Genomic DNA, 25,661 nt, shown 5'->3' on the forward strand with positions numbered 1-25,661 from the left:
GCCCTAGCGTCGGTCGTCATCGCGGCGCTCGTATTCGCCCTCGATCACATGATGCGTCCGCTCGTCCTGACCGCCCGGTCCGGTGCCCGGGCCGGGCCCGGCCGGCCCGAAGCGCACGGCCATCCGGGCCAGCGCGAGCCGCACGAGCCAGTGGCGGGTCACCGGGATCAGACAGAGAAAGCCGAGGAAATCGGTGATCAGCCCGGGCGTGAGCAACATCGCCCCGCCCAGGATGAGTGCCACGCCCTCGAGCAGTTCCACCGCCGGGAGCGCGCCACGGTCAAGATTCTGGCGCGCACGGGCCAGTGTCTGCAGCCCCTGCTGACGCAGCAGGGCCGTGCCGATCAGGGCGGTAAGAAGACAGATGCCGATGGTAGGCAATGCGCCAATGATCCCGCCGACCTCGATGAGCAGGAACAGCTCCGCCAGGGGGATCGTGACGAAAAGGACAAGGACAAGAGGCACGGTCACTCCACGCTGGGATTCACGGACTGAGGAGGGTAACATCGATTCAGTCGCCACGGCGGATCGGAGGAGTCGGCCGATGACCGCATGCAAAGCCCGGCAGATCGTCGCCTGCCTGTTCCTCGCGGGCCTCTTCCCCGCATCGGCCGCTGCCGGATTCGGTGAGTGCATTGGCGAGATCCGCAGCGAGGCCATCAGTCGCGGCATCGAAGCCGCCACCGCCGATCAGCTGCTTGCTGATCTCGCGCCGAGTGAGCGTGTCATCGAACTCGACCGCCGTCAGCCGGAGTTCACCGCCACGCTCAACGATTACCTGACGGCGCGGGTCAACGACGCACGCATCGACCGGGGGCGTGCGCTGCTCGATGAACATGCCGAACTCCTGCAGGGCATTCGCCGGGACTATGGCGTCCCCGGCCGTTACCTGATCGCATTCTGGGGGCTTGAGACCAATTTCGGCAGTTACACCGGCCGGATGCCGACCGTCCAGTCTCTGGCCACCCTCGCCTGCGACCGCCGTCGCGGCGAATTCTTCCGCGAACAGCTGCTCGCGGCGCTGCACCTCGTGGATGAGCGCACCCTCGAGCCCGAACAGCTCCGGGGCTCATGGGCCGGCGCGCTGGGCAACTTCCAGTTCCTGCCCAGCGTCTATCGCGACCATGCCGTTGATGCCGATGGCGATGGCCGGAAGGACCTATGGGACAGCCTGCCCGATGCCGCCGTCTCGGCCGCCGCCTTCCTCCGCGCCCGGGGTTGGGAACCGGGTGAGCGATGGGGCCGTGAAGTCCAGCTTCCCGACGGCTTCGACTATGCGCTCGCCGAGCGCAAGCAGTCGCTGCGGGCGTGGCGGGATGCCGGACTGCGGACGGCGGATGGCGGTCCGCTTCCGGTCGCTGATCTGGCCGCGCGCCTGCTCATCCCCGCCGGTGCGGATGGGCCGGCCTTTCTGGTCTACAACAATTTCGACGTCATCATGCGCTGGAACCCGTCCAGGTTCTATGCGCTCTCCGTTGGTCTACTGGCCGACCGACTCATCGGTGCCCCGCCCCTCAGTAATCCGCCCCCGGTGGAAGAACCCCTGCGCATCGAAACGGTCAGCGCCCTACAGGAGGCGCTGAACCGGCGTGGATTCGACGCCGGCGCGGTGGACGGCCGTATCGGCACGAACACGCGGCGGGCACTGCGCGCCTTCCAGGCCGACGCGGGGCTCGTGGACGATGGTCACCCGGACACCGACACCCTCGAGGAACTTGGCATCAACCAGTCAGGGAGATGAAACGATGTGGAACGATCTGATGCGGCGCTGGATGGAACTGGCGTTCTGGTGGGTCCCCGGCCAGCGCGATGATCAGCAGCCGACCAGTGACAGGACGCCGAAGCCACGACATGAGCCGGCGGGGGAGACGGAAACCCCGGAACCAGCCCCGGCACCAGAGCCCGCCGTCGAGCCGAGCGAACCGGCACCACCGCCGACATCGGCCGGCGAGGCCAGTGGTGATCTCAAGGGAATCAAGGGAATCGGACCGGCCATGCAGAAGCGCCTCGCCTCGCAGGGGATCGCCACAGGCGCGGATCTCGCGGCGGCCGACGCGGAGACGCTCACCGACGCACTCAAGGCCGATCGCGCGGTGATCTCCCGTGCCCAGGTCGAACGCTGGATAGAGGCGGCCCGGGGATAACGCCCCCCCGGAAGGCAGGTGGCTTACGCGCCCTGGAGCAGGGCAGTGGCCACCGCCGCCGTCAGCATGACACCAAGCAGCACCCAGCCGGCGATGGCCTGAGGTGAGAAACGGCGTCGGCCGGGCGGGGTCTCCACCGGTCGGGACGCGGCGCGTCGGCGGGACTGGATCACGAGGAAAGCGATCAGCGCCACCACGGCGGTGAGCAGGATCTGTTTCAGCATTTTCCGGACTCTCCGCTGAGCTGAAGGGCGTAAACGTCGCCGGAGCCGGCTCTGGCGGCGTTGCCAAGCAGCCACTCTTGCATCCATTCCGGCGACTGCCAGGTCGTCGAGACCATCCGGCGCCGTTCGCCGATGGTGGCGTTGAATCGGTAATCGGCCAGTCCCCTGAGGCGCTCAAGACAGGCCAGGGCACGCGCCTCGCTCCCGCTCACGTACTCGAACGACAGCGCCGGCAGCGGCGCGGACAGGCCGGCGAGCACGCCCTCCTCCGCCCCTTCGACATCGATCTTGCAGAAGGCCGGGACACCGAAGCGGTCAATGAGATCATCCAGCGTCATGACTTCGACCTCCACCTCACGTTCCCATTGCACGCCGGCAAACCCGGCGTTGGTGCGGCCGATTTCCTGTCGCCACTGCCGATTGAGCGTGGCCAGCGTGGGATGCCGGTCGCTCATCGCCAGACGCGCCGTTCCCCGGGACTCCCCCACTGCCTGGGCGAGGACCCGCGCCGCGGGATAGCGGCGCAGCCGCCAGGCAAGCAGACGCCGCAGCCCGGGCTGTGGCTCCATGGCGATCACCTGCCCGCCCAGGGCCGCAAACGCGAGGCTTCGGTCACCCAGATGGGCCCCGATGTCGAACACCGGCGCACCGGGTTCCACAAAGGGTCGGTAGAACCGTCTCAGGCCAGGCTGACGCCAGGGCGCGCCGTAGATCAGTAAGGAGCGGGCCAGGCCCGTCATCTGTCGCGCATTCATTGCCAGAACGTCGTCACCCCCACCCAGGCCGCGCCGGCGACGATGACCGCACCGAGCCCGGCGCCGACCAGCACCGCCATGCGGCCGCGACCGACACCGGCGGCAAGACCAAGTTTAACCGTGGTATTGGCCATGGCTGCGATGATAATGCCACGCTGCGCCACGTCTGCCTGCATGCCATCGGCCGCCATCCGGGACAGGGACAGTGTAATGGCATCGACATCGGTCAGCCCCGAGACCAGCGAGAGCGCATAGACGCCGGCATCACCGGCGTAGCGACGCAGGCCTTCGGCCGCCACCATGACTACCGCCAGCAGCATCGCGAACCGGATCGCCGTCGTCAGCTCGAAGGGCTTCTGCATCGGCGGATGATTCGGCGCACCCGTCACCCGCCGGGCGTTCAGGGCAAGCCCCAGCGTGGCCAGCCCGCCCACCGCGGTGATCAGCGCCACCGGCCCATACAGGCTCGGTAGCATCTCCGGTCGGACGGCGCCCACCAGCACGAGGATACGCGGGAACATGGTGGTGCTCGCCATGACCACCGCGGCGGCGAACAACGGCTGATAGCTGTGCTGCCCACGGGCGGCACGCGACAGGGTCAGCGTGAGGGCGGTGGATGAGGCAAGGCCGGCAAAGAAACCAGTGAGCAGGATGCCCCGCCGTGCACCCGTGATCCTGACAGCGAAATGCCCGACGAACCCGATGGCACTGATCAGCACCACCATCAGCCAGAGGGTATGAGGATTGAGCGTATCCCAGGGCCCGTACCCCTTCTGCGGTAGGAAAGGCAGGATGACCGCACTGATGAGTGCGAGCTGGAGGATGGCGCGCAGCTCGGGGCCATCGATACTGCGCAGCAATGCGTGGAGCCGGGGCTTGAAGCCAAGGAGCACGGCAGTGACCACACCGCCCGCCATCGCCAGCAGCGGTTCTTCAAGACTGGCCAGCACCCCCAGCAGAAAAGCCAGGATGGCCGCCACCTCGGTGGTGATGCCGTAATCACCGCTGACGCGGACCATCCGCCGATAACCGAGGATGATCAGCCCGATCACGCCGGCCAGGGCAACCGGCACGATGCCATAACCGAGGCGATCCCCGACCAGCCCCGCCACCCCGCCGGCCAGCGCGATCAGCATGAACGTGCGGATACCGGCGATCCGCTCGCCTTCACCGGCGCCCCGCAGGCGCCAGCCGCGCTCCAGACCGATGACAGCGCCCACCATGAGCGAGATCCCGAGTCCGATTAAATGCTCGGTGTTCACCATTGCGTTACCCTAGCGGCTTGCTCCTCTGGTGGACGGCCTTCATGCGTAGACTCTGGCTGATCGATGCAAGTTACATCCATGCGAACAATCTCGCGCTGCTGGGCAGTCAGCGTCGTATCGACTACCTGCGCCTGCGTCAGCTGATCGAGCGCGAACTCGGGCCGCTCTGGCGGGGCTATTTCCTCAATTCCGCCCAGGACGAGCCGAATGACGGCCGGGACCGGTTCCACAACTGGCTGCAGACTGCCGTCCCGCACGGCCCCAATCTCATCGTCAAGCTGTACGGGCTGAAAAGCGAACGGGTCCGCGGCGCCTGGTGCGGCGACTGCGGCGCAAAGGTGGACCTGCACTGCCCCCATGGCAACGGCAGCCATCGGCTTTTCAATCAGCGCCAGATGGGTGTGGATGTCGGCCTGGCGTCTCTGGCCCTGATACACCGCGACCGCTATGACGGCCTGGTGCTCTCTTCGGGCGATGGCGACCTGCTGGACGCCATTGAACATCTCTCGGAGTACGGCAAGCGGATCGAGCTCGCCGTGTTCAGCTCCGGCGTGGCCACCGATCTGCAGGCCCGTTCGGACCGCGTCCTGTGGCTGGATGACCATCTGCCGGCGCTGACCGGCGAGGAGAACGGGTCACCGACCGGCTGAGCGTACCGGCGACCCGCCCCGCATGCGCCGATTTCAGTCCCCGGCGCTGCCCGCGCCCTGATGACCCAGTGACCGGGCCTGATCGAGACGCGGATGCTGGCTGCGGAACGCCTCCGCGAGTACCCCGGTCTGCTTTTCTTCGGCATCCATGGCCTTGAGGGTTTCGGCCACCGCATACGTACAGGCCAGCACATCCCGGGTGCAGGCGCTCTCGGAGATGGTGTGCATGTTGCGGATGGGCATGCCCACCGAGGTCGCCGCACAGTCGACATTGCCGAGCACGCCCGCCATGCCGTCCGTGCCGGTGTCCGCACCGACCACGTCGCGCTGCATGGGGATGTCGTTGTCCCGGGCCACCTGCTCGATGCGGCGGTTGAGCTGCTCGCTCACGATGGCGCCGACGCTCATGGTGAAGCCCTTGCCCATCTCGACGGGGGCCATCCGCCGGTCGCCGATACCGGGCGCGGCCACGTAGTCGTGATTGACGTCGACACCGATGATGGCGTCCGGGCGCATCTCCCCGACCAGCACACGGCTGCCGAAGCGGCCGATCTCTTCATAGGTCGCCGCGGCGAAGAGCATGCGGATGTTCTGTGCTCCCCCCGACTCGGCGACCAGGCGCGCCGACTCCGCGGCAACAAAGCAGCCCAGGCCGTTGTCGAGATAGGCGCCGTAGAAGGTGTCGGGCCCGAAGCCGCGGCGGATCGGCCGGTTCATGAGGATGCTGTCCCCCGGCCGGATACCCAGTGCCTCGATCTGCTTTTTCTTGTCCTTGCCATGGATCTGCAGCTCGACATAGAGCTGCTCCTTGCGCACGCCCTTTTCACCGGCGCGCAGCTTGGGGTCCGCGAAATGGATCGCCCCCAGGGCCTCGACGGTGCCACCGTCAAGACGACGGTACTCACCCGGCGCCTCCGGATCCTCGCTGAAGATGCTCACCTCGTGACCGAGCAGCGTGGTGGGCAGGAAGGAGTCGCTGTTGATCCAGACCTTGCCGTCCTCGCCGATGCTGCGCACCTGCATGCGGATCTTGTCGGCGTGGCCGATCACCATCACCGTGAACAGGTCGTCACGCCCGGGATGGGTGTCCAGGACCACACCGGCATGCCCCTTGAAGTTCCGCACGGCCCAGCCCTCGGGAGCGAACCCCTCGAAATAGGGCTTGAGCACCCCCTCGGTCATCGCCGCTTCCAGACCGATGGGGCTGGGCGCAGCCAGGATGTCGTGCATGAGCTGGAACTGGGTATCCGGCATGGATGCAGTCCAGGGCTTGGCGTTATCGGCCATATCAGGCTCCCTGTTGTCGTTTAATGCAGGTCGATCCACCGATAGGATAACGTGGAGCCGTCACCGGGAGCAGCCCGTCATCCATCAAACGCTGAAGATCATCGGCGCCACGGTCCGACCGTCGGTACCGAATCGCGCGCTGTGGCACGGCCCCTGGGGCACGCTGCTGCTGGTCGGCGACGCCGGCATGCTGGTCGCGGCGCGCTTCCAGGGCCCCTGCCCGACGGACGGGCCGGCTGCACCCCCCGATCCCCTGCCCGCCCCCTGGGGCCTGCATCCCACATTGCGACTCTCGCTCACGGGCACTGACTTCCAGCTTGCGGTCTGGCGATCCCTTGCCCGTATCGCACCGGGCGAGTGCGTCAGTTACAGTGCCCTCGCCGAGGCCGTCGGACGGCCCCGGGCGGTGCGCGCCGTCGCCAGTGCCGTGGCGGCCAACCCACTACCGGTGCTGCTGCCCTGTCATCGGGTCATCCGACGCGACGGCGGCTATGGCGGCTATCTGGGCGGGGCATCGCGCAAACATCGACTGATCCACTGGGAAACCGACCAAGGGAGCCACCCGCGATGTTTCTAGACCCGCCTGAGGCGACCCATACGGCCGGCCTGGACCGGCTGACGGCATTTCTGCCAAACGCCGGGGGCGACTACGCCCGCTGGCGCAACCACGACTTCGGCCCGGCGGGGGACAACCGCGTCTCGGGTCTATCGCCCTGGCTGCGGCATCGGCTGCTGCTCGAGGAGACGGTGATTGACCACGCCATCGACCATCATGGACTGGACGGTGCGGAGAAGTTCATCCAGGAGGTCTGCTGGCGGACCTACTGGAAAGGCTTCCTCGAGCGTCGCCCGATGCACTGGCATGACTATCATGTGGCCTGCGAAGAGGCGCGGCAGCAGCAGGCGAAAGACCGCCGCCTGGCCGCGGACATCGAGCAGGCCCTTGGCGGGGAGACGGGTATTGAGGCCTTCGACGCCTGGGTGCAGGAGCTGCGCGAGACCGGTTATCTGCACAACCATGCCCGCATGTGGTTCGCGAGCATCTGGGTCTTCACCCTCGAGCTGCCCTGGGCGCTGGGCGCGGATTTCTTCCTGCGCCATCTGCTCGACGGGGATCCCGCCTCCAATACCCTCTCCTGGCGCTGGGTCGCCGGACTGCACACGCCGGGCAAGGCCTACATCGCCCGGTCCTCCAACATCAACAAGTACACCAACGGCCGCTTCAACCCGGGCTATCAGCTCAACACCCAGGTCTCGCCACCCGAGGGCATCGAGCGCCCGCCGGTGGGACCGTCGCCGACCGCCGCGGACTGGCGGTTGACGCCCACCTCCGGCCTGCTGATCACCGAAGAAGACCTGTTACCGGAGACGCTGCTCGGCGACCCGGACTGGCCGCTGGTGATGGCCGTGCAGACCACGGACTGGCGCAGCCAGGGATCGGTGTCCGATCGCGTCCGGCGCTTCGCCCGGTCGGGCCTGGAAGACGCCCTCGCCCGCAACCCCGGCGCGCGGCAGGAAGGCCCGCTGGAACTGACCCACCCAGCCGACGCCGAGGCGGTGCGCGACGCCGCACTCGCCGCCGGCGTCGAGCAGGTGCTCACACCGTGGATCCCCACGGGCCCCACGGCGGACGCCATGGCCATGCTGGATCCCGTCCTCGAAGCCGCCGGCATCCGCCGTCAGCCGGTCCTGCGGGACTGGGATCGGCTGCACTGGCCCGCGGCCACCCACGGCTTCTTCCGCTTCTGGAAGGCCGCCCGGCCGTTGATCGTCGAGCGTCAGGCGACGCGCGCGTCGTGATCGACCTGAAAACCCAGGATCTCCTGCGCCTCGCGGGAACGGGCCAGCAGATCGGCCTGGTCATGCCCGCCGAGAAAGACCTCGGCGAGTTCGTAGCTGTAGCTGTCCTGGAAGCGCAGCGTCGAGAGGTCCTGACCGGACTCGACCAGCACCCGGACACAGGACTCGGGGAAACGGGTCTGCAGACGCTCGAGATCCGCTGCTGAAGGGACACGGGTGATCCGGCCAGGCTGGAACACCCGGAGCATGAATTTCGCGGCCATGCGGTAGTCGCCCTGGCGATGCGGGAATGCGGGCGCCTCGCCGAGCCCCAGGTTGACCATGACCTGGAAGTGCGAGGCGCCGTCGACCATGTTGAAGATCGGCGAGTGTGACTTCGAGCAGCGCGCGTTCACCTCCAGCAGCGCCAGGGCGTCGTTGCCGCGATGCCAGAAGAATTCCATGTTGAACGGGGCATCATCGTAGCCGGTCTGCGCCATCACGCGGGTCGCTGCATCGATCATGCGCTGCTGGACCCGGCGCGGAAGCCGGGATGGGTACTGATAGCGATTGAAACTCGAGCGGTGGCGACCCTCGCGGATGGAGTCCACCACGCCATAGACGGTGACCTCACCGGCGCGGACATAGCCCTCCAGCGTGCACTGCTGGCCGGCGCTGATGATGCCCTCGGCAATGCAGTGATAGCCACCCACCGGAGCGACCTCCTCCGGCAGGTCCGCCTTCTCGAGGATGGCGTCGAAGGGGTCGCCGAACTGGTGGATTCCCTCGCGGATCTGCCGGATGGCATCACGGAATTCGGCATGATTGTGGATGCGGAACCCCAGATACGATGAATGGGCCTTGATGGGCTTGAGCCAGAAGGGGAAATCCAGGCTCAGGTGCTCGGCCGGATCATCGGCGAACGGATCCACCCAGTCAAAGGGTGGCGTGAGATCGGGAACCGCCGCCTGCTGCTCGAGCCGCGCCCAGTACTTGTGCTCGAGCTTGAGCACCGGCACCAGTCCCGCCCCGGGCAACGCCCGACGCTCGCGAAGGATGGGTACCATCGTGCTGGTGGGGAAGTCCCAGTAAGTGCAGACCGCATCCACGGAGCCGGCGAATTCATCGAGTATGCGTTCGCTCTTCTCGAGCATGCGATCCACCGGAAACGTCTCCGGATGGATCGCCTCGTCATGCGCGAGGAGCTGGTGGAAACTCAGCCGGTCGGCCGCCTCGATCGTGGCGAGCTGCTCGCGGTGGAAGTCATCCAGCCCGTAAATGAAGACATTGCGGGTTCCATCCAACATCGCCTCCCCGGCCCGTTTCCTCCGGGCCGTCTGCTAACCGGATCGCTTCAGTGCCGAGAGCGTCGGCACCCCTGCAACCGTTCCGTCAGCATGCGCGATCGGAAGTTCCTCGTCGCCATCATTAAGGACGTTCGCCCGTCCGACGATCAGCGGATCGACATTGCCGATGCGCGGAATGTCCTTGCCGTTGTAGGGCAGATGATGCAGGACGTAACGCATGGCGTTCAGCCGCGCCCGCTTCTTGCAGTCCGACTTGATGACAATCCACGGCGCCTCGGAGGTGTCGGTGTAGAAGAACATCTGCTCCTTGGCCGTCGTGTAGTCCTCCCACTTGTCCAGCGACTGCATGTCGATGGGGCTCAGCTTCCACTGCTTGAGCGGATGCGCCTCGCGGGCCTTGAAGCGCCGGCGCTGCTCATCCCGGCTGACCGAGAACCAGAACTTGATCAGCGTGATGCCGGAGCGGACCAGGTTGCGCTCGAACTCCGGGGCCTGGCGGATGAACTCGGCGTACTCGTGGTCGTCACAGAAGCCCATGACCCGCTCGACGCCGGCGCGGTTGTACCAGGAGCGGTCGAACAGCACGATCTCGCCGGCCGTGGGCAGGTGCTGGACGTAGCGCTGGAAATACCACTGGCCCTTCTCGATCTCGGTGGGTTTATCCAGCGCGACCACCCGGGCACCGCGTGGGTTGAGGTGTTCCATAAAGCGCTTGATGGTGCCGCCCTTGCCGGCGGCATCGCGGCCCTCGAAGAGGATGACCACGCGGCTGCCGGTCTCCTTGACCCAGCGCTGGAGCTTGAGCAGCTCGCGCTGCAGATCGTACTTCTGCTTCTCATAGGTCTTGCGCTTGAGGCGGTACTTGTAGGGATATCCGCCCTCGCGCCAGTTCTCGGAGAGTTCCTCATCGGACATGCGGCTGCCGGTCTTGCGCGCGACTTCCTCCTGCATGAGCGCCCTGCGCAGCATGACCAGATCATCCGGCGAGGCCTCCTCGACGATGGCCGAGATATCCTCGGCAAGCCGGGAGAGCGACTGTTTGGCCTCGCGGGCCCGCCGGCCCTTGCCACTGCGCGCCTCGCGGGCGGTATCGGCGGCATTCGAGGCGATATCCCGCAGCGCGTATTCGGTGGTCTTCATGGCCCCCTCGCCGGCGCGACGGGCCTCGTACTCGCGGATTCCCGCTTCAGTCAGATCCGGCGGCACATCGCCCGTGCTGATGTCGTCGCGGCTGCGCTCACTCCCCTTGCTCGCCATATCGCTTCCTTCTTTCGGTTTACAGCACTTTCAGCCTAACCGATTGACTGGAAAAGGAAGCTGATCTGGGGCAAGCCGCGCCCGGTTCACTACAGCAGGACCCGCTCGACGCCTCCCTCACGGGCCCGCTCGACGAAGCGCGTCGACCAGTCCTCGCCCAGCAGCTGACGGGCCATTTCAGTGACGATGTAATCCGCCTCCACGCCGGTGTCCTCGCGGTAGCGCGAGAGCCCCTGCAGACAGGCCGGGCAACTGGTCAGCATCTTCGTCGTGCCCGGTGCCGCTACCGGCGCGCCGGTGAGCGCCTCGAGCCCGCCGTTGATCTCCTCCTCCTTGCGGAAGCGGACCTGGCTGGCGATATCCGGCCGCGCCACCGCAAACGTGCCCGCCTCGCCGCAGCAGCGGTCGTTGAGCGGCACGGACTGGCCCATCAGCTCGCTCGCCACCGATTCGCCGCGGCGGGTTTTCATGGGCGTATGGCAGGGCTCGTGGTACATGTACTGCACCCCTTCTACGCCATCGACGCCGAAGCCCTTCTCGAGCAGATACTCGTGGATATCCAGCAGCCGGCAGTCCGGGAATATCTGCTGGAATTCGTATTTCAGCAGCTGATCCATGCAGGTGCCGCAGGACACCACCACGGTGCGGATGTCGAGATAATTGAGCGTGTTGGCCACCCGATGGAAGAGCACCCGGTTCTCGGTACTGATCGCCTGGCCCTTTTCCAGATCGCCGGATGAGGTCTGCGGGTAGCCACAGCACAGATAACCCGGTGGCAGGACCGTCCGCGCGCCGGCCTCCCAGAGCATGGCGAGGGTCGCCAGGCCGATCTGGCTGAACAGTCGCTCGGAGCCACACCCCGGAAAGTAGAACACCGCCTCGGCGGCCTCATCGGCGCGCTGCGGGTCGGCGATGATGGGCACGATGCCCGGATCCTCCGCCCCCAGCAATTGCCGCATGGTCTGGTTGGGCAGCTTGCCCGGCATGGGCTTTTTGAGGAAATGCACCACCTGAGCCGGTACGCCGGAGAGATCCCGGGTCGGTTTTGGCCGCCGGCTCACGGCGCTGTCCGGTACGCCGCCACGCGTCCCGGCCATGCCCGCCTGGCGGGCCAGGTAGTGCCCCAGGCGCTGGGCGCCGTAGCCCCACTCGATCATGCCCCGACGCATGATCTTGATGCGGCGGGCATCCTGGATGTTGAGAAACGCCATCGAGGCCTTCGAGGCAACGCTCTCGCGGCGCTTACCGCGTTTCTTCAGGGCGTGGCGCATCTTGATGGTGACATCGCCGTAGTCGATATCCACCGGACAGGGCGTGAGGCAGCGATGGCAGATCGTGCAATGGTCGGCGATGTCATTCATCTCCGCCCAGTGCTGCAACGACAGCCCGCGCCGGGTCTGCTCCTCGTAGAGGAACGCCTCGATGAGCAGGTTGGTGCCAAGGATCTTGTCCCTTGGCGAATACCGCAGGTTGGCCCGCGGCACATGGGTGGTGCAGACCGGCTTGCACTTGCCGCAGCGAAGACAGTCCTTGATGTCGTCATTGAGCGCGCCGAGCTCGCTCTGCTCGAGGATGAGCGCCTCCTCGCGCACCAGTTGCAGCGAGGGCGTGTAGGCATCGGCGAGCCCGCTGCCGGCGACGAGCTTGCCGCGATTGAAGCGATCCTGGGGATCCACCTGCGCCTTGTACTCGCGGAAGCGCTCGACCTGCTCGGCGTCCAGATACTGGAACTTGGTCAGGCCGATGCCGTGCTCGCCGGAGATCACGCCACCGAGCGAGCGGGCCAGCGCCATGACTTCATCCACAATGGCATCGGCGTCCTGCATCATGCCGTAATCGTTGGAATTCACCGGGATATTGGTGTGCACGTTGCCATCACCGGCGTGCATGTGCAGCGCCACGAACAGACGCTGTCGCCGGCCCTCGGCATGGATCCCGTCGAGGCGGCGACGTAGCGGTTCAAAGTCGCGGCCGTCGTAGATTTCACGCAGCTTGACCGCCACCTCATCCCGATAGCTGATGCGCAGATCGCGCCGGAGCAGGAGCTGGATGATGGTGTCGCCGGGCTGCATCGCCGCGCCCGCCGCCTCGTCCAGACAGTCGCGGCAGGCCGCCGCGGGCTCGTCGAGCTGATCGAGAATCCGCCGCCAGCGGGTCTCCACTCCGTCGAGCTGAGCCAGCGCCGCCTGGCGCTTGCGCGCCAGAATACTGCCGCCCTCAGCACTCGCCTGGAGATCCTCACGGGCATGGTAGTCGTTGCGCATGGCGAGTTCATCGAGCGGGCCCAGCAGCCAGGCACGGACGGAATCGAGGATCTCGAGCTTGTTGCGCAGGCTGCGGATGATGTTGATGCGCTCGATGCCCTCGCTGTAATCCGCCAGCCGATCGACGGGGATGACGACATCCTCGTTGATCTTGAAGGCATTGGTATGGGCGGCGATCGCCGCCGTGCGGGCGCGATCCGCCCAGAAGGTCCGGCGTGCCTCCGGCGACGCGGCAATGAAGCCATCCGCATCGCGGGCCTCGACGCGGCCCACCATGGCCTCGGCGGCGGCCTGGCAGGCGGCCTCGTCGTCGCTCGCCAGATCCGCCAGCAGCAGCATGCGCGGCCGCGTACCACGATCGCCCTTGGGCGCGTAGTCAACGGCGCGGATGTAGCGCTCATCGAGGTGCTCGAGGCCCGCCAGGGCCACGGCGGCGTTGGCCTTGATGTCATCAATGATCTCGACGATGGCCGGCACCGCCTGGTGCAGGTCCGGGCCGTGGAATTCCATGCAGACGGTGCGCATGTGGGCGGGCATGACATGCAGGATGAAGCGCGCCGAGGTGATCAGCCCGTCACAGCCCTCCTTCTGCACGCCGGGCAGGCCACCCAGGAACTTGTCGGTGACGTCCTTGCCGAGCCCCACCTTGCGCAGGCTCGCGCCGGGGAAGGCAAGCACCTCCGGTTCGCCGCGGGGCGTCCGGCCGTCCGGGCCATAGCGGGTGATGCGAAAGCGCACCTCCGCCTGTTCATGGATCTTGCCAAGGTTGTGATCCAGCCGCTCGACATCGATCCACTCGGCGTCCGGCGTCACCATCCGCCAGCCGGCCAGGTTATCCAGCGTGGTCCCCCAGAGCACCGCCTTCTTGCCGCCGGCGTTCATGGCGACATTACCGCCGATGGTGCTGGCATCGCGGGAAGTGGGATCAACGGCGAATACGTAACCGGCCGCGTCGGCGCGATCCTCCACCCGCCGGGTGACCACGCCCGCTTCGGCCCGGATGGTGGGCACCGGGTCGGCCACCCCCGGCAGCGGACGCATCTCAACCTCGCCCAAACCCTCGAGCTTCTCGGTGTTGATCACCGCGCAGTGCTCATGCAGCGGGATGGCGCCGCCGGTGTAACCGGTGCCACCGCCCCGGGGGATCACCGTCAGATCGAGCTCGACGGCGGCCGCCACGAGCCCGGCCATCTCGGCCTCGGTATCCGGGGTGAGGACGACGAAGGGCACCGCCACCCGCCAGTCTGTGGCATCGGTCTGATGGGCGACCCGGGTGAGGCCATCGAAGGCGATGTTGTGCCCGGCCGTGACACGCGAGAACGCCTTGCGTGCCCGTTCGCGCAGACCCTGCGTCGCGGGGAATGCGGCCTGGAAGTCGGCCACCGCCTGACGGCAGCGGCCGGCCAGCGCCAGCGCCTCGGCATTGCCATCGGCCCGGGCCTCGATCTGATCGAGGCGATGGTTCATGGCGCTGACCAGCGCCTCGCGCCGGCCGGCATTATCGAGCAGGTCCTCCTGGATGTAGGGATTGCGCCCCACCACCCAGAGATCGCCCAGGACCTCGAAGAGCATGCGCGCGGAGATCCCCGTGCGGCGTTGCGCACGCAGGTGCTCCAGCGTCTCCCAGCCATCGGCACCGAGATAGCGGTGGACGATCTCCCGGTCGGAGAACGAGGTGTAGTTATAGGGAATCTCGCGGATTCGGGCAGGGGCGGCGGCGGCCATATTAAAGGCACTCCGGGGCGGTATTGATCGGCCCATGGTACCCCCGTCGAGTGGCGACTGCCCGCCGCAACCTTGCGCCGGATCAAAACGATGCCGAAATCCGACTGCTGTTTTCGCAATGGGGGATATGAAAGAATAGCGCGCGATCTGAATTGCCCATGCAGCAAAAGAGAGCATCACTATGAGCACAATCCAGGTTCCCGCCGACGGCGCGCGGGTCACTCTCGAGAACGGCGTCCTGAATGTCCCCGACAACCCCATCATCACCTACATCGAGGGCGATGGCATCGGAGTGGACATCACGCCGGTCATGCAGCGGGTCGTGGACGCAGCGGTCGAGAAGGCCTACGACGGCGAGCGCAAGATCCACTGGATGGAAGTCCTCGCCGGCGAGAAGGCGAACAACGAGGTGGGCGCCTGGCTGCCCGACGAGACCGTGGACGCCATCCGCGAGTACCTCATCTCCATCAAGGGCCCGATGACCACGCCCGTGGGCGGCGGCATCCGCTCGCTCAACGTCGCCCTGCGCCAGGTCCTGGATCTGTACGTCTGCCTGCGCCCGGTCCGCTGGTTCAACGGCGTCCCCTCGCCGGTGAAAAACCCCGACCAGGTGGACATGGCGATCTTCCGCGAGAACACCGAGGACATCTACGCCGGCATCGAATTCGAGGCGGGCTCTGATGAGAACCAGAAGTTCAAGGAGCTGCTCGCTGAGCATTTCCCCTCCGCCTACGCGAACATCCGCTTTCCCGAGGAGTGCGGTTTCGGTATCAAGCCGATCTCCCGCGAGGGCACCGAGCGCCTGGTGCGCGCCGCGATCCGTTATGCCCTCGACAACAAGCGCAAGTCGGTGACCATTGTCCACAAGGGCAACATCATGAAGTTCACCGAGGGCGCCTTCCGGACCTGGGCCTACGAGCTCGCCGAGCGCGAGTTCGGTGAGGAGACCTACACCTGGGCGGAGTGGGAACGCACCGTGGCCGAAAAGGGCCAGGAAGCGGCCAATGCCGAGCAGGATGCCGCCATGGCCGCCGGCAAGGTCCTGATCAAGGACTCAATCGCCGACATCACCCTCCAGCAGGTGCTGACCCGCCCCACGGATTTCGAGGTCATCGCCACCATGAATCTCAACGGCGACTACCTCTCCGACGCCCTGGCCGCACAGGTGGGCGGTATCGGCATCGCCCCGGGCGGCAACATCAATGAGCAGACCGGCCATGCCGTGTTCGAGGCCACCCATGGCACCGCGCCGAAGTATGCCGGCAAGGATATGGTCAACCCCGGGTCGCTCGTGCTCTCCGCGGAGATGATGCTGCGTCACCTGGGCTGGAGTGAGGCGGCCGACCTCATCCTCACCGGCATGGATGCGGCCATTGCCAGCAGGCATGTGACCTATGACTTCGCCCGCCTGATGGATGGCGCCACCAAGGTGAGCTGTTCGCAGTTCGGCGAGGCGATGATCAAGCGCATGCAGGACTGAATCCCGCCGGATGCGGCGGCTGCGGGGCAGACCATGAGCGGCGGCGAAGACCACTACCAGCAGGTGGCCTCCGCGGCCCGCTGCATCCATGACGGGTTCATCCGCTACAACCGCCAGTTCCGCCGGATCACCGCCCGGGCCGGGCGACGCTTCGAGGAGCGGGACTGGAAGGGGCAGATGGCGGATATCGCCGCCCGGGTCGAACTCTATGAGCTCTGGGCCGGGCGGACCGTCGGGACCCTGCGCTCCGAGCTCGGTGGCGATCTCGCCGACCATGACTTCTGGGCCGAAGTGAGGAACTGCTTCGGCCTGCGCGTGGAGGCCGTGCCCGACGCCGGCTTCATGAAGACGTTCTTCAACTCCATCACGCGCCGGGTATTCGGCACCCGCGGCGTCAACGGCGCGGTGGAATTCGTCCAGCCGCCGCCCGAGGAGGGCATCGAGTCGCTCACGATGCGGCGCTACCCCTGCTGGAATGATCTCGACGCCCTCTGCGACCGGGTACTGCAGGATTATCGCTTCCGGCGCGCCTATGCCGAGAAGGCCGCGGATGCGCGCTGGATGGCCGACACCATCCGCGAGCGGCTGGGTGGTGCCGGGGCCGATGCGGACTGCCTGCGCCTCGAGTTCATCGACACGCACTTCTTCCAGGGCACCCGGGCCTATCTGGTCGGGCGCCTGCGCCTGATGGACGGCACACGGCCCATCGTCGTCGCCCTGCGCAACAGCGACGAGGGCATCCGGGTGGATGCGGTGCTGCTCACCGCCGAGCAGATCGGCGTGGTGTTCTCCTACACCCGCTCCTACTACTTCGCCGATCCCACATCCGTCGTCGCGGCGGTGCAGTTCCTCAAGGACATTCTGCCGCGCAAGCCCATCGATGAGCTCTACACGGTGCTGGGCCGCCTGCGCCAGGGCAAGACCGAGCGCTATCGGCAGCTCATGCACCATCTCTCGGATACGCAGGATGATTTCGTGCATGCCGCCGGCGAGGCGGGGCTGGTGATGATCGTCTTCACCCTCCCCTCGTTCAATCTGGTCTTCAAGATCATGCGCGATGTCTTTCGGCCACCGAAGACCACCACCCACGATGACGTGCATCAGAGCTACCGTCTGGTCTCGCGGCATGACCATGCCGGCCGGCTCATCGACACCCAGCATTTCCGCAACCTCGAGCTGCCGCGCGACCGCTTCTCCGAGGCCCTGGTCGAGGAGCTGCGGCGCGAGGCGCCGCGCACGGTGGGCATCGACGGCGATCAGCTCGTCTTCCGCCATGCCTATGTCGAGCGCCGCGTCCGCCCCCTCAACCTCTACGTCCGCGAAGTGGACGAGGCGGAGGCGAAGCGGGTCATCCTCGATTATGGGCGCTGCATCAAGGACCTTGCCGAAACCAATATCTTCGCCGGTGATCTGCTGCTGAAGAATTTCGGCGTGACCAGCTCCGGGCGGGTGGTGTTCTACGACTACGACGAAGTGCTGCTGGTGACGGACTGCAGTTTCTATGAACTGCCCGAGCCCGACGAGGACTTCCCGCTGATGGACCATGCCACCACCCGCTTTGTCGGGCCGAAGGACATCTTTCCTGAAGAGTTCATCCGTTTTCTCGCCATGCCCGCCTTCCTGCGCCAGTCGTTCCTCGAGGCGCATGGTGACCTGCTCACCGCCGACTACTGGCGCGATGTCAAACGCCGGCGCCTGGCCGGAGAAGTGGCTGAGATCGTGCCCTACGCGCGCCAGAGCGTGGCGCCCCGGCGTATCGAGTTGTAACCGGGCGCCTCGCTTGCGCTCGGCGTCCTGACTGCCTGCCGGCAGTCAGTCGAACCCATCATTTGTCCCTTCGCGGGTTCGAACCCCGGCGCTGCTGTCAGACACAAAAAAGGGGCCAATGGCCCCTGTTCTGTGTCTGGCGGAGAGGGTGGGATTCGAACCCACGAAGGGCGGTTAAGCCCTTACTCCCTTAGCAGGGGAGCGCCTTCAGCCGCTCGGCCACCTCTCCAATGTCAGCATGAAGGATACGGGATCAGTGCCTCGTTCGTAAACCGGCCGAGCGATTCACTCAGGCTTCCTTCGGGGTCTCATCGTCGTCCGCGGGCTCGCCCTCTCCACGGATACGTTCGTAGATTTCCTCACGGTGAACGGTGACGTCCTTCGGCGCCTTGACACCGATGCGCACCTGATTGCCCTTCACGCCAAGGACAGTCACCGCGACGTCGTCACCTATCATCAGGGTTTCGCCGACCCTGCGCGTCAGAATGAGCATTCCGACATCTCCTCATTGTTCTGCGACCATGTGCCGTTTGGACCCGCAGCCGATCGCATAAGATCCGTGCCTGAGTGAGTAACCGGTCCTGCAACCCTGCAGCCCCCAGACCGGTTCGGTTTTAGAATTTAATTTCAGTGATTGTATATTTTTGCACCGGGGCTGTCTCCCCCGCGCCTGCAATCACATGGGCTGATCATTTGCGGGTTCGCCCTCGACCGTCACCGTCTGTCCCGACTTGTCATCGAGTTCAAAGGCCTTGTGCAGCGCCCTTGTCCCGAGCTCCAGATACTTCTCATCGATCACCACCGAGATCTTGATCTCTGAAGTGGAGATCATCTGGATATTGATTCCCTCGGCCGCCAGCGCGTTGAACATCAGGCTGGCAACGCCCGCATGGGAACGCATGCCGACGCCGACCAGCGACAGCTTGACGATACTGCTGTCACCGAACACCTCGCGGGCACCGAGTACGTCGGCCTGTCTGCGCAGGATCTCCAGGGCCCGCTCGTACTCGCTTTTATTGACGGTGAACGTGAAGTCGGTGAGCCCATCGTTACTGATGTTCTGCACGATCATGTCGATTTCGATATTGGCGTCCGACACCGGCCCCAGGATCTGGGCGGCGATGCCCGGCGTATCCGGCACACCAATCATCGTGAGCTTGGCCTCGTCGCGATTGAACGCGATGCCGGCGATCAGTGGCTCTTCCATACTGCCCTGCTGCATGTCTTCTCCTTCCATCGTGATCAGCGTGCCGGGGCCGTCCTCGAACGATGAGAGCACCCGTAATGGAACCTGGTACTTGCCGGCGAACTCGACGGCCCGGATCTGCAGAACCTTCGAGCCGAGGCTGGCGAGCTCGAGCATTTCCTCGAAAGTGATCTGGCCGAGTCGACGGGCGGTCGGAACGACCCGTGGGTCAGTGGTGTAGACGCCATCAACATCCGTGTAGATCTGGCACTCATCCGCCTCCAGCGCGGCGGCGAGGGCCACGGCCGTGGTGTCGGAACCGCCCCGGCCCAGTGTCGTGATGGAGCCGTTTTCGTCCACACCCTGGAAGCCGGCCACGACCACGATCCGTCCGGAGCCGAGGTCATCGCGGATGATTTCCGCATCGATATCCTGGATCCGTGCCTTACTGAATGCACTGTCGGTGAGGATGCGCACCTGGGCCCCGGTGTAGCAGCGTGCCGGCGCACCCAGCCGCTCGAGCACCATGGTCAGCAGTGCGATCGTGACCGTCTCTCCGGTGGAGAGGAGCAGGTCCAGCTCCCTCGGCCGCGGGGTGGACGTCTGCGCGGCGGCATGCGCGAGGTCCGTCAGCCGATCGGTCTCGCCCTTCATGGCGGAGACGACCACCACGACGTCGTGGCCGGCCTCGCGCGAAGCCATCACCTTGCGCGCGACATTCTCGATACGTTCGATATTAGCGACCGACGAGCCACCAAACTTCTGCACAATCAGGGACATGCCTATCCTTTCTCATTTTCCATATGCGATTGCACCCAGGCCGTGACGGATTCCAGTGCCGCCGGAAGCGCCGCCGGGTCACTGCCACCCGCCTGTGCAAAATCAGCGCGCCCACCGCCGCGCCCGTTGACCTGCGCGGCCACATGATTGACCAGATCGCCCGCTCGGAGCCGATCCGTGAGATCCGACGTGACCCCGGCGACCAGACGGACCTTATCGCCATCGGCCGCCGCGAGAACAATCGCCGCGCTGCCCAGCTTGTTCTTGAGCTGATCGACGGTGTCGCGAAGCGACTGACCACCCTCCTCGATACGGGCCGCGAGCACCCGGACACCGTTCACCTCGCGGGCGCTGTCCGCAAGCTCGCTACCGGCCTGGCTCGCCAGCCGCTGCTGGAGCCGGCCCAGTTCCCGCTCAAGCTCACGGACCCGGTCGGTTTCCTGATCCAGCCGTGGCAGGAGATTATCCGGTGACACCCGGAGCCGATCGGCGGCCTGCGCCAGTGTCCGGGCCTGTTTCTGCATCCGCTCGATGGCCGCCGCGCCGGTCACCGCCTCGATACGGCGTACACCCGCCGAGACACCGCCCTCGGTTGTGATGGCGAACAGGCCAATCCGTCCAGTGGTCGCGATATGGCAGCCGCCACAGAGCTCGGTGGAGAAATCACCGAAGCGCACCACGCGGACCCGGTCACCGTATTTCTCACCGAAGAGCGCCGTGGCGCCCATGTCGATGGCGGCGTCATAGTCGGTCTCGAAGATCTCGGCCGCCTCATCGCGGCGAATCCAGGCATTCACCAGGGCCTCGATTGCGCCGAGCTGATCCGCCGTAATCGGTTCGAAATGCGCGAAATCAAAGCGCAGCCGCTCGGACGCGACGAGCGAACCCTTCTGGTGGATATGCTCGCCGAGAACCTCGCGCAGCGCGGCATGCAACAGATGGGTCGCAGTATGGTTCAGGGCCGTGCGATCCCGGCGTGCCGCATCGATCCTGGCATCGACGGCATCACCAAGCGCCAGGCGCCCGCTGATCATCTGCCCGAGATGGCCACGGGCCTGGGCGTAGCGCTGGGTATCTTCGACCTTGAATTCCACGCCGGAGGCGATCAGATGACCAGTGTCGCCGACCTGACCGCCGGCCTCGGCATAGAATGGCGTGCGGTCGAGGATGACCATCCCCTCTTCACCCGGCTCAAGGGCATCGACTGCGCCCCCGTCACGGTAGAGGCCGATGACCTGCGCGGCATCCTCGGTGACGTCGTAGCCACTGAATATCGTTGTACCGCCGAAATCGGCGGCGCCGCCGTATTCGGCTCGGAACACGCTGGCCGCACGGGCCCGCTCACGCTGTGAGGTCATGGCCTCCTCGAAACCCGCCATGTCCAGATGGAGGCCCTGCTCACGGGCGACATCCGCGGTCAGGTCCACCGGGAAGCCATATGTGTCGTAGAGCTTGAACACCGTCTCCCCGGGCACCGTGTCGCCGCTGAGGTGTTCGAGATCCTCGGCGAGCAGTCGCAGCCCCTGCTCCAGCGTCTCACGAAAACGGACCTCTTCCTGGCTCAGGACGCGCTCCACGAGCGCCCGGTTGGCCGGCAGTTCAGGGTAGGCATCGCCCATCTCTTCGATCAGCGGTTCCACCAGCTTCCAGAAGAAGGGCTCCTCGATGCCGAGCTTGTAACCATGGCGCACGGCACGCCGGATGATCCGGCGCAGCACATACCCGCGGCCTTCATTGCTCGGCAGCACGCCATCGACCACCAGGAAGGCACAGGCGCGGATATGGTCGGCGATCACCCGTAGCGAGCTGCCCTGACGATCATCAGTGCCCGCCAGCCTCGCCGCCGCGTCCACCAGGTTGCGGAACAGGTCGATATCGAAGTTGTTTGTCACGCCCTGGACGACCGCGGCGATGCGCTCGAGCCCCATGCCGGTATCAATGGACGGTTTCGGCAGCGGCGTCAGCGCGCCGTTGGCGCCGCGGTCGTACTGCATGAAAACGAGGTTCCAGATCTCGACGTAGCGGTCTCCATCCTCCTCCGGCGTCCCCGGTGGTCCACCCGGCACCTCCGGGCCGTGGTCGTAGAAGATCTCCGAGCATGGACCGCAGGGACCGGTGTCTCCCATGGACCAGAAATTGTCCGCGGCACCAATCCGCGAGAAGCGGGACGGATCGACACCCACCTCGTCGAGCCAGATCGCCGCGGCCTCGTCGTCTTCCTCGTAGACCGTGACCCAGAGGCGTTCCGCCGGCAGCTCCAGGGTCTCGGTAAGAAACGCCCAGGCGTACTGGATGGCGTCCCGCTTGAAATAATCGCCGAAGCTGAAATTGCCCAGCATCTCGAAGAAGGTGTGATGCCGGGCCGTGAAGCCGACGTTCTCGAGGTCATTGTGCTTACCACCGGCGCGCACGCAGCGCTGGGAACTGACCGCACGCTGATAGGGCCGGTGTTCCCGCCCGAGGAAGACGTCCTTGAACGGGACCATGCCGGCGTTGGTGAAGAGCAGCGTCGGGTCATTCGCCGGCACCAGCGAGCTGCTGGGGACGATCTCGTGACCGCGCTCGGCGAAGAACGTCTGGAATGCCCTGCGGATATCTGCGCTGCTCTTGTTCATGCCCTTTCGCTTTCAACTACCCATGTCTGCATCGTCTTCGGCCACTGCATCAAGCACCCGACGGACGTGTTCCGCACTGAAACCGCGGTTCGACAGGAATCTGGCCTGCCGCGACCATTCGCGCCGATCCGCCGGCGCGACGCCGAAACGGCGCCGCCAGGCCGCACGACAGTGCACAAGCCAGCTATCGTCGACAAGTTCGAGCACACGGTCAATGATTTCGCTATCCACGCCCCGGGCCTGGAGATCCGCACGGATCCTGAGCGGCCCCTGTCCACTCTCGAAGCGGGTCCGCGAGAAAATCTCCGCAAAACGCTCGTCGCTGAGCAGTCCTTCCCATTCCAGCGCATCAAGCACCGCGGCGATATCGCCCCGTAAAAAATCACGCGCCTCGAGCTTGCGCTGAAGCTCAAGGCGCGAGTGTTCACGTCGGGCGAGCAGCCGAATACTGCAATCGCGTATCGCTGCGGCGTCGTCCTCTGCCTCTTCCATGGGATTCAGGCGTCAGCCTCACCCTCTTCCGCCGGATCCTTTTCCTCGTTGCGCACCGGCGCCTTGAGCAGCTGCTCGCGAAGGGCGCGGTCGATGGACCCGGCGATCTCCGGATTGTCCTTGAGGAAGTTGCGGACATTGTCCTTGCCCTGGCCGATGCGGTCGCCGTTGTAGCTGTACCACGCGCCGGACTTGTCGACGAGCCCGTGCTTGACACCCAGGTCGATGAGCTCGCCCTCGCGGGAGATGCCCTCGCCATATAGGATCTCGAACTCGGCCTGACGGAACGGTGGCGCCATCTTGTTCTTGACCACCTTGACCCGGGTCTCGTTGCCGATGACCTCGTCGCCCTTCTTGATCGCACCCACGCGGCGGATGTCCATGCGGACCGACGAGTAGAACTTCAGCGCATTACCGCCGGTGGTGGTCTCCGGACTGCCGAACATCACGCCGATCTTCATGCGGATCTGGTTGATGAAAATGACCGTGGTGTTGGAGCGCTTGATGTTGGCCGTGAGCTTGCGCAGCGCCTGGGACATGAGCCTTGCCTGCAACCCGACATGCGAATCACCCATCTCGCCCTCGATCTCCGCCTTCGGCGTCAGCGCGGCCACCGAGTCGACCACGACGATGTCCACGGCGCTGGAGCGCACCAGCATATCGGCGATCTCCAGCGCCTGCTCGCCGGTATCCGGCTGCGAGACGAGCAGTTCATCGACGTTGACGCCGAGCTTGCCCGCATAATCCGGATCAAGGGCATGCTCGGCATCCACGAATGCCGCCGTGCCACCGGCACGCTGGGCCTCGGCGATCGCCTGCAGGGTGAGCGTCGTCTTGCCGGAGGACTCCGGTCCGTAAATCTCGATCACCCGGCCGCGGGGAATCCCCCCCACGCCCAATGCGACATCCAGAGTCAGTGAACCGGTGGAGATCACCGGCACATTGCCGACGGCACGGGCATCACCCATGCGCATGACCGCACCCTTGCCAAACTGCTTTTCGATCTGGCCGAGGGCTGCGCCCAGTGCCTTCTTGCGATCTTCGTCCATGCTCAACCCTTGGTAGATAACCCGTTAATCGAACCGGAATTATCCCATAGTCCCGGTGAACCGCCCACCCCGCCGATCTCCGCTCAGGCGCCGCCGGCCGGGCGGGAGACCCCGAGCGGCAGTGCCCGGAGCTTCTCGTAGCGTGGCCCGCGATCGGCCATGGGCTCGACACCCCGCATGAGGGTGACCGCCCGCACGGGCCAGGTCGGTATGCCGCCCGGGACCGGGGGCGAGGCTGCCCGTCGGGCGAGGGTGACATGCGGCTGGAATGGCAGGTGCCCCGGCCTGTGGCCAAGCGGCTCGAGCACCGCCACAAGTGCCGCCTGAAGGGCGATCAGCGGCGCTGGCCGGTCCGGGAGCCCCATCCAGGCGATGCCGCCATGACGCCAGTGCCCGGCGACCTCGAGCCGCAGGTCAAAGCCTGGCGAGGCGGCGACCACCGGTTCCACCGCCGCGACGATCGCCTCCGCGGTGTAGCCTATGCCGAGGAAGACCAGCGTCATGTGCCAGTCGGCCGGATGCACGCGCCGCGCCTGCTCGTCCCCTCGGGCAAGCCGGCAGCGTTTCAGGCCGGCGCGGACCGATGGCGGCGGATCGAGTGCAAGGAAGTGACGGATGCGTGGATCAGCGACCGGCATCAGCGCCAAGCCGCCTCAGCAGGCCACCGAGGGCGTGCGCCACGCTGTGCCGGCGGACCGCCTCGCGATCACCCTCGAACACCACGCACTCGGTCGATACCTCCCGTGCGGGGATCCCCCAGGCGAACCAGACCAGGCCGACCGGCTTGTCGGTGCTTCCGCCACCCGGACCGGCGACGCCGGTAATCGCCACCGACGCCCGGTTGGCAACGCCATCCCGCGCGCCATCGGCCATGGCCACGGCGGTCTCCCGGCTGACCGCGCCGGCCGCCGCGAGCGTTGCCTGGGGAACACCCAACAGTCGCTGCTTCGCCGAATTGCTGTAGGTGACAAGGCCGAAGTCGAACCACCGCGAGCTGCCCGCCAGATCAGTACAGGTCTTGGCCACCCAACCGCCCGTGCACGACTCGGCGGTGACCAGCACACAGGCCTTCTCGAGCAGCGCCTCACCAACCCTCGATGCCAGTCGGTCCAGTGCCGCGTCCGTCGCGTCCGCCCCCACGGCGGAAATCAGCGGACCACCGTGACCGGGCAGTCTGCATGGTGCAGCACCCGCTGACTGACGCTCCCGAGCAGCAATTCCTTGAAGCCACTGAGCCCGCGGCGGCCGATGACGATCATGGGCGCGTCCTCGGCCGCGGCATGTTCGACGATGGCCTCAGCGGGGCTGCCGCCAATGATCTGCTCCTGGACCTCGATATCCGTGCCGCCCATCACTTCCCGGGTGGCGGCGAACGCCTTCTCAGCGCTCTGGTCACGCAGTCGCGCGAAGGCATCCGGCGAAAAGTACTCGAGTTCCTCCGGCCGCGGTGCCTCGGTGGGAATGCCGAACATGTCCACCGGGTCCTTGGGGAAGGCATAGAGCAGGCGCAGCGGGACACCCAGCCCCTCGGCAAGGCCGGCGGCATAGCGCGCCGCGTCGCTGGCGCCCTCGGACCCATCCACCGGGACGAGGATGATTTTCGGTTGATGATTCATGAATCTGCCTCCTTCAATC

At 65.9% G+C, this 25,661-nt stretch carries 23 protein-coding genes and 1 tRNA gene; 7 read left to right on the top strand and 17 right to left on the bottom strand.

The annotated features are described in order from the left end of the window. Positions 1-3: 3 nt before the first annotated feature. Positions 4-465: an FxsA family protein gene (locus V6X63_RS01170; RefSeq protein WP_367966769.1), complete on the bottom strand. Its 462-nt coding sequence runs from the start codon at positions 463-465 to the stop codon at positions 4-6. 79 nt (positions 466-544) lie between these two features. Between V6X63_RS01170 and V6X63_RS01175 the strand changes: the two genes are divergently transcribed. Together V6X63_RS01175 and V6X63_RS01180 are read left to right on the top strand one after the other, a co-directional pair. Continuing rightward, positions 545-1,741, top strand: a complete 1,197-nt coding sequence (locus V6X63_RS01175; RefSeq protein WP_367977931.1) for a lytic murein transglycosylase — start codon at positions 545-547, stop codon at positions 1,739-1,741. 4 nt (positions 1,742-1,745) lie between these two features. After that, positions 1,746-2,144: a helix-hairpin-helix domain-containing protein gene (locus V6X63_RS01180; protein WP_367977932.1), complete on the top strand. Its 399-nt coding sequence runs from the start codon at positions 1,746-1,748 to the stop codon at positions 2,142-2,144. Between the two features lie 23 nt (positions 2,145-2,167). On the opposite strand, the gene V6X63_RS01185 is transcribed toward V6X63_RS01180, so the two are convergent. The 3 genes from V6X63_RS01185 to V6X63_RS01195 are packed head-to-tail and all read right to left on the bottom strand — an operon-like array spanning position 2,168 to position 4,388. Beyond that, positions 2,168-2,368, bottom strand: coding sequence for a hypothetical protein (locus V6X63_RS01185; RefSeq protein WP_367977933.1), 201 nt, complete (start codon positions 2,366-2,368; stop codon positions 2,168-2,170). After that, complete coding sequence (locus V6X63_RS01190) at positions 2,362-3,123, bottom strand: FkbM family methyltransferase (protein WP_367977934.1); 762 nt, start codon at positions 3,121-3,123, stop codon at positions 2,362-2,364. Before V6X63_RS01190 ends, V6X63_RS01185 begins: the two co-directional genes overlap by 7 nt. After that, complete coding sequence (locus tag V6X63_RS01195; RefSeq protein WP_367966774.1) at positions 3,120-4,388, bottom strand: MgtC/SapB family protein; 1,269 nt, start codon at positions 4,386-4,388, stop codon at positions 3,120-3,122. The genes V6X63_RS01190 and V6X63_RS01195 overlap by 4 nt, the downstream gene beginning before the upstream one ends. A gap of 41 nt (positions 4,389-4,429) precedes the next feature. Here V6X63_RS01195 and V6X63_RS01200 point away from each other — a divergent pair, with 41 nt between their 5' ends. Continuing rightward, entirely contained in the window at positions 4,430-5,038 is a 609-nt protein-coding gene (locus V6X63_RS01200; RefSeq protein ID WP_367977935.1) for an NYN domain-containing protein, read from the top strand. A 33-nt stretch (positions 5,039-5,071) separates the two neighbouring features. Here V6X63_RS01200 and V6X63_RS01205 read toward each other — a convergent pair whose 3' ends face one another. Continuing rightward, complete coding sequence (locus V6X63_RS01205) at positions 5,072-6,325, bottom strand: M20/M25/M40 family metallo-hydrolase (protein ID WP_367977936.1); 1,254 nt, start codon at positions 6,323-6,325, stop codon at positions 5,072-5,074. Positions 6,326-6,338: 13 nt separating this feature from the next. Between V6X63_RS01205 and V6X63_RS01210 the strand changes: the two genes are divergently transcribed. Together V6X63_RS01210 and V6X63_RS01215 are read left to right on the top strand one after the other, a co-directional pair. Then, positions 6,339-6,902 (top strand): methylated-DNA--[protein]-cysteine S-methyltransferase, encoded by a 564-nt coding sequence (locus tag V6X63_RS01210; RefSeq protein ID WP_367966777.1) that lies wholly within the window; start codon positions 6,339-6,341, stop codon positions 6,900-6,902. Beyond that, positions 6,893-8,125 (top strand): FAD-binding domain-containing protein, encoded by a 1,233-nt coding sequence (locus V6X63_RS01215; protein WP_367966779.1) that lies wholly within the window; start codon positions 6,893-6,895, stop codon positions 8,123-8,125. Before V6X63_RS01210 ends, V6X63_RS01215 begins: the two co-directional genes overlap by 10 nt. Here V6X63_RS01215 and V6X63_RS01220 read toward each other — a convergent pair. The 3 genes from V6X63_RS01220 to V6X63_RS01230 all read right to left on the bottom strand — a co-directional run bounded on the left by V6X63_RS01220 (position 8,104) and on the right by V6X63_RS01230 (position 14,657). Further along, a complete protein-coding gene (locus V6X63_RS01220; protein ID WP_367966780.1) occupies positions 8,104-9,411 on the bottom strand; it encodes an ATP-grasp domain-containing protein in 1,308 nt (435 codons plus the stop codon). The two genes, V6X63_RS01215 and V6X63_RS01220, sit on opposite strands and share 22 nt — an antisense overlap. Before the next feature lie 33 nt (positions 9,412-9,444). After that, the gene (gene ppk2, locus V6X63_RS01225) at positions 9,445-10,668 is read right to left on the bottom strand and encodes a polyphosphate kinase 2 (protein ID WP_367966781.1); all 1,224 of its coding nucleotides are present in this window, start codon (positions 10,666-10,668) and stop codon (positions 9,445-9,447) included. A gap of 89 nt (positions 10,669-10,757) precedes the next feature. Then, positions 10,758-14,657, bottom strand: coding sequence for a DUF3683 domain-containing protein (locus V6X63_RS01230; protein WP_367977937.1), 3,900 nt, complete (start codon positions 14,655-14,657; stop codon positions 10,758-10,760). Positions 14,658-14,832: 175 nt separating this feature from the next. On the opposite strand from V6X63_RS01230, the gene icd reads away from it, so the two are divergent. Both icd and aceK read left to right on the top strand, forming a co-directional pair. Next, complete coding sequence (icd, locus tag V6X63_RS01235) at positions 14,833-16,137, top strand: NADP-dependent isocitrate dehydrogenase (protein ID WP_408022293.1); 1,305 nt, start codon at positions 14,833-14,835, stop codon at positions 16,135-16,137. Between the two features lie 33 nt (positions 16,138-16,170). Further along, complete coding sequence (aceK, locus tag V6X63_RS01240) at positions 16,171-17,904, top strand: bifunctional isocitrate dehydrogenase kinase/phosphatase (RefSeq protein ID WP_367966784.1); 1,734 nt, start codon at positions 16,171-16,173, stop codon at positions 17,902-17,904. 137 nt (positions 17,905-18,041) lie between these two features. Here the strand turns inward: aceK and V6X63_RS01245 are convergent. From V6X63_RS01245 to V6X63_RS01285, 9 genes are all read right to left on the bottom strand, one after another. Further along, positions 18,042-18,133 (bottom strand) — tRNA-Ser (locus V6X63_RS01245). A 60-nt stretch (positions 18,134-18,193) separates the two neighbouring features. Beyond that, entirely contained in the window at positions 18,194-18,397 is a 204-nt protein-coding gene (gene csrA, locus V6X63_RS01250) for a carbon storage regulator CsrA (RefSeq protein ID WP_367966785.1), read from the bottom strand. Positions 18,398-18,580: 183 nt separating this feature from the next. Next, complete coding sequence (locus tag V6X63_RS01255) at positions 18,581-19,870, bottom strand: aspartate kinase (RefSeq protein WP_367966786.1); 1,290 nt, start codon at positions 19,868-19,870, stop codon at positions 18,581-18,583. A gap of 2 nt (positions 19,871-19,872) precedes the next feature. Next, positions 19,873-22,485 carry an alanine--tRNA ligase gene (gene alaS / locus V6X63_RS01260; RefSeq protein ID WP_367966787.1) on the bottom strand — a complete coding sequence of 871 codons (2,613 nt, stop codon included), beginning with the start codon at positions 22,483-22,485 and terminating at the stop codon, positions 19,873-19,875. 12 nt (positions 22,486-22,497) lie between these two features. Then, positions 22,498-22,977, bottom strand: coding sequence for a regulatory protein RecX (locus V6X63_RS01265; RefSeq protein ID WP_367977939.1), 480 nt, complete (start codon positions 22,975-22,977; stop codon positions 22,498-22,500). Positions 22,978-22,982: 5 nt separating this feature from the next. Beyond that, positions 22,983-24,026 carry a recombinase RecA gene (gene recA / locus V6X63_RS01270; protein ID WP_367977940.1) on the bottom strand — a complete coding sequence of 348 codons (1,044 nt, stop codon included), beginning with the start codon at positions 24,024-24,026 and terminating at the stop codon, positions 22,983-22,985. An 83-nt stretch (positions 24,027-24,109) separates the two neighbouring features. After that, positions 24,110-24,664: an RNA 2',3'-cyclic phosphodiesterase gene (gene thpR / locus V6X63_RS01275; protein ID WP_367966790.1), complete on the bottom strand. Its 555-nt coding sequence runs from the start codon at positions 24,662-24,664 to the stop codon at positions 24,110-24,112. Continuing rightward, positions 24,651-25,166, bottom strand: coding sequence for a CinA family protein (locus V6X63_RS01280; RefSeq protein ID WP_367966791.1), 516 nt, complete (start codon positions 25,164-25,166; stop codon positions 24,651-24,653). The genes thpR and V6X63_RS01280 overlap by 14 nt, the downstream gene beginning before the upstream one ends. A gap of 8 nt (positions 25,167-25,174) precedes the next feature. Further along, complete coding sequence (locus tag V6X63_RS01285; RefSeq protein WP_367966792.1) at positions 25,175-25,642, bottom strand: universal stress protein; 468 nt, start codon at positions 25,640-25,642, stop codon at positions 25,175-25,177. Positions 25,643-25,661 lie beyond the last annotated feature (19 nt).

This window comes from Spiribacter onubensis (genome assembly GCF_040838425.1).
Classification (GTDB): Bacteria; Pseudomonadota; Gammaproteobacteria; order Nitrococcales; family Nitrococcaceae; genus Spiribacter; species Spiribacter onubensis.

Bases quoted from the DNA above. Each gene is read 5' to 3' on its own strand.
- V6X63_RS01205 (WP_367977936.1), bottom strand. From the start codon at position 6,325: ATGGCCGATAACGCCAAGCCCTGGACTGCATCCATGCCGGATACCCAG.
- V6X63_RS01200 (WP_367977935.1), top strand. From the start codon at position 4,430: ATGCGTAGACTCTGGCTGATCGATGCAAGTTACATCCATGCGAACAAT.
- V6X63_RS01255 (WP_367966786.1), bottom strand. From the start codon at position 19,870: ATGTCCCTGATTGTGCAGAAGTTTGGTGGCTCGTCGGTCGCTAATATC.
- V6X63_RS01265 (WP_367977939.1), bottom strand. From the start codon at position 22,977: ATGGAAGAGGCAGAGGACGACGCCGCAGCGATACGCGATTGCAGTATT.
- V6X63_RS01220 (WP_367966780.1), bottom strand. From the start codon at position 9,411: ATGTTGGATGGAACCCGCAATGTCTTCATTTACGGGCTGGATGACTTC.
- csrA (WP_367966785.1), bottom strand. From the start codon at position 18,397: ATGCTCATTCTGACGCGCAGGGTCGGCGAAACCCTGATGATAGGTGAC.
- alaS (WP_367966787.1), bottom strand. From the start codon at position 22,485: ATGAACAAGAGCAGCGCAGATATCCGCAGGGCATTCCAGACGTTCTTC.
- V6X63_RS01190 (WP_367977934.1), bottom strand. From the start codon at position 3,123: ATGAATGCGCGACAGATGACGGGCCTGGCCCGCTCCTTACTGATCTAC.
- V6X63_RS01215 (WP_367966779.1), top strand. From the start codon at position 6,893: ATGTTTCTAGACCCGCCTGAGGCGACCCATACGGCCGGCCTGGACCGG.
- V6X63_RS01180 (WP_367977932.1), top strand. From the start codon at position 1,746: ATGTGGAACGATCTGATGCGGCGCTGGATGGAACTGGCGTTCTGGTGG.
- V6X63_RS01285 (WP_367966792.1), bottom strand. From the start codon at position 25,642: ATGAATCATCAACCGAAAATCATCCTCGTCCCGGTGGATGGGTCCGAG.
- V6X63_RS01195 (WP_367966774.1), bottom strand. From the start codon at position 4,388: ATGGTGAACACCGAGCATTTAATCGGACTCGGGATCTCGCTCATGGTG.
- thpR (WP_367966790.1), bottom strand. From the start codon at position 24,664: ATGCCGGTCGCTGATCCACGCATCCGTCACTTCCTTGCACTCGATCCG.
- V6X63_RS01185 (WP_367977933.1), bottom strand. From the start codon at position 2,368: ATGCTGAAACAGATCCTGCTCACCGCCGTGGTGGCGCTGATCGCTTTC.
- V6X63_RS01175 (WP_367977931.1), top strand. From the start codon at position 545: ATGACCGCATGCAAAGCCCGGCAGATCGTCGCCTGCCTGTTCCTCGCG.
- recA (WP_367977940.1), bottom strand. From the start codon at position 24,026: ATGGACGAAGATCGCAAGAAGGCACTGGGCGCAGCCCTCGGCCAGATC.
- ppk2 (WP_367966781.1), bottom strand. From the start codon at position 10,668: ATGGCGAGCAAGGGGAGTGAGCGCAGCCGCGACGACATCAGCACGGGC.
- aceK (WP_367966784.1), top strand. From the start codon at position 16,171: ATGAGCGGCGGCGAAGACCACTACCAGCAGGTGGCCTCCGCGGCCCGC.
- V6X63_RS01230 (WP_367977937.1), bottom strand. From the start codon at position 14,657: ATGGCCGCCGCCGCCCCTGCCCGAATCCGCGAGATTCCCTATAACTAC.